Consider the following 3,109-nt stretch of genomic DNA (forward strand, 5'->3'; position numbering starts at 1 on the left):
CCCCGGGACGGAGTTCCGGCACGGGCTGGTGGTGGGCAAGTTCTACCCCCCGCACGCCGGGCACCATGCCCTGATCGCCGCCGCCGCCGCGCGCTGCGCCGCGGTCACCGTCGTGGTGGCCCCGTCCCGCCGCGAGTCGATCCCGTTGGAGCTGCGGCTGGACTGGCTGCGCGAGGCACACGGGGTCACGCCGTGGGTGCGGTTCGTCGGGGTGTACGACGACCATCCGGTGGACTACGACGATCCGGCCGTGTGGGACCTGCACTGCGCGGTGTTCCGGGCGGCGCTGGGCGGGGCGGGGGTCGACGCGGTCTTCTCGTCCGAGGCGTACGGCGACGAGTTGGCGCGGCGCTTCGACGCCCTAGCGGTGTGTGTGGATCCGGAGCGGCGGACGGTGCCGGTCTCCGGGACCGCCGTGCGCGCGGACCCGGCGGGTCACTGGGCCCACCTGCACGCGGCCGTCCGGGCGTGGTTCGTCCGCCGGGTCGTGGTGGTCGGCGCCGAGTCGACCGGTACGACCACGATGGCCGCCGCGCTCGCCGCGCGCCTCGGCACGGTGTGGGTGCCGGAGTACGGCCGGGAGTTGACCGCGCGCAAGCTGGCCCGGCTGCGCCTCGACCGGGCCGACGCGACGGTCTTCGACGTGACCTGGGACCGGGACGACTTCGTCGAGGTGGTACGCGAGCAGCAGGCGGCCGAGGACCGGGCCGCACGGTCGTCGGGGCCGCTGCTGGTGTGTGACCCCGACGCGCGGGCCACCGCGGTGTGGGAGGAGCGGTACCTCGGTTCCGCGTCGGCGGAGGTCCGGGCGGCGGCGCGGCGGCCGGCGCTCTATCTGCTCACCGACCACGTCGGCGTGCCCTTCGACGACGACGGGCTGCGCGACGGGCGGCACCTGCGGGCCTGGATGACCGACCGGTTCCGGGCCGAGCTGGCCGGGTCCGGGGTGCCCGTGGTCGAGCTGACCGGCCCGCACGAGCGGCGGCTGGCCGAGGCGGTCGCGGCCTGCGAGGACCTGCTCGCGGTCGGCTGGGACCTGGCCGACCCGCTGCTTCCCGTCGAAGGCTAGCCTCCTAGGACGCCCTACGCGACGTGACGCGGGGTACTCCCGCGAGGACCCGTGTGCAGGGACACCGAGGGCCCAAGGTGCGGTGACTGGCCGCAGTGGGCGAGAATGGCGGTGGAGGAGGGGAGTATTCCCTCGCGACGGAGTCGTCAGCACGGTCGAACGCCGGCCCCCCGGTGGCGCGACCCGGCCCGTCGGTCGCCGTCCCGCGTGCGGGTCGGTGGCGGAAGAGACCTCCGACAGTCACCAGAGTCAGCGTCACCGGCACCGGACGCTCCGTGAGGGCGTACGGTGTGCCCGTCGCTGCGTGTCTGCCGGAGGAATGAATCTTGGACGTGTCCGGAGTCGTGTGGGCGGGGACCCTCGTCGCACTGACCGCCATCCTGCTCGTGGACCTGCTGATCATCGGTCGGCGTCCACACGAGCCGAGCGTGCGCGAGTCGAGCCTCTGGGTGGGCTTCTACGTGGCCCTGGCCCTGATCTTCGGCGCGGGCGTCTGGTTCGCCTCCGGCCCCAGCGCCGCCGGCCAGTTCTACACCGGCTGGCTCACCGAGTACAGCCTCTCGGTGGACAACCTGTTCGTCTTCGTGATCATCATGGCCCGCTTCGGCGTACCCCGGCAGTACCAGCAGAAGGTGCTGCTCGTCGGCATCGTGCTGGCGCTGGTCATGCGCGGTGGGTTCATCGCGGCCGGCGCCGCGCTGATCTCCCAGTTCTCCTGGGTGTTCTACATCTTCGGCGCGTTCCTGATCTACACCGCGATCAACCTGGCCCGACAGGGCGAGCCGGACGAGGACGAGTTCACCGAGAACGTGCTCATCCGGTGGAGTCGCAAGGCGCTGCCGATCTCGCGGGACTACGACGGCGCGAAGCTGACCACCCACGTGAACGGCCGGCGGTTCTTCACGCCGATGCTGATCGTGATGATCGCGATCGGCACCACCGACCTCATCTTCGCCCTCGACTCGATCCCGGCGATCTTCGGCATCACCCAGGAGCCGTACCTGGTCTTCACCGCGAACGTCTTCGCGCTGATGGGTCTGCGGCAGCTGTACTTCCTGCTGGGCGGCCTGCTGGACCGGCTCATCTACCTCAGCTACGGCCTGGCCGTGGTGCTGGGCTTCATCGGCGTCAAGCTGGTGCTGGAGGCGCTCGCCGACAACAACCTGCCGTTCATCAACGGTGGCGAGCACGTGGGCTGGGCCCCGCACATCCCGATCTGGCTGTCGCTGCTGGTCATCCTGGGCACCCTGCTGATCGCCACCATCGCCAGCCTGGTCAAGTCCTCCCGTGACCGCCGGCGGGAACTGGCCGAGGCGCGCCGCTGAGCGCCCACGCGTGAGGATCGAGGGACGTCCCCCCGGGGCGTCCCTCGATCCGTTTCCGGCCCCGGCTCAGACCCGGTGGGCGGCGACCAGGGTGGCGGTGCGCTCCTCGGGCAGCCGTTCCTCCAGCACCCGCCGCTTCCGGTAGCAGGCGTGCAGCATCCGCCGGTCGTCGCCGTGTGGCTCGGCGGTGACGATGCCTATGTGGTGGATGTGCCGACCCGGCCGGGCGAAGAAGTAGAGGTCGCCGGGGCGTTCCGCGCCCAGTGGCACCGGCGTGGTCGCGGCGGCCTGGTCGTCGGCGTCCCGGGGGAGGGTCACCCCGAATCGCCGCCAGGCCAGGTGGACCAGGCCGGAGCAGTCGATGCCGTACGCGGACATGCCTCCCCACACGTAGACGAGGTCACGGAACCGGCGGGCGACGTCGAGCACCTGCCCGGCCGACGGCGGCGCGGTGGGCACCGGCACGGCATGCACGGCGGGCAGCCAGAGCGGGTCGGTGTACCCCGGTACGCACACCGGACGCCAGCCGTCGGCGGCCGGCCCGGCCGGGGTGAGCCGGGTGCCGAGGACCACGCCGGGCAGCAGCACCGTGCCGTCCGGGGCGTCGTGCAGGGCGGTGACCGTGGCGGCCACGATGGTCTCGGTGTCGGCGACGACCACGCACTCCGTGAACCACTTCTTCATCGGCGAGGAGAGCCGGTCGGGCATCACCACG

The 3,109-nt window shown here is 72.2% G+C and carries 3 protein-coding genes; 2 read left to right on the forward strand and 1 reads right to left on the reverse strand.

Annotated features, from left to right (window positions below; translation table 11 throughout):
- On the forward strand, positions 1-1,069 hold a 1,069-nt coding region (locus tag AB0I76_RS26080), incomplete at its 5' end, for an AAA family ATPase (RefSeq protein WP_357040614.1).
- Positions 1,070-1,395: 326 nt separating this feature from the next.
- Complete coding sequence (locus AB0I76_RS26085) at positions 1,396-2,394, forward strand: TerC family protein (protein WP_357040617.1); 999 nt, start codon at positions 1,396-1,398, stop codon at positions 2,392-2,394.
- A 66-nt stretch (positions 2,395-2,460) separates the two neighbouring features.
- Here AB0I76_RS26085 and AB0I76_RS26090 read toward each other — a convergent pair.
- Positions 2,461-3,109: C40 family peptidase (locus AB0I76_RS26090; RefSeq protein WP_357040620.1), on the reverse strand; the 649-nt coding region annotated here is incomplete at its 5' end.

This window comes from Micromonospora sp. NPDC049799 (assembly GCF_040656655.1).
GTDB lineage: Bacteria > Actinomycetota > Actinomycetes > Mycobacteriales > Micromonosporaceae > Micromonospora.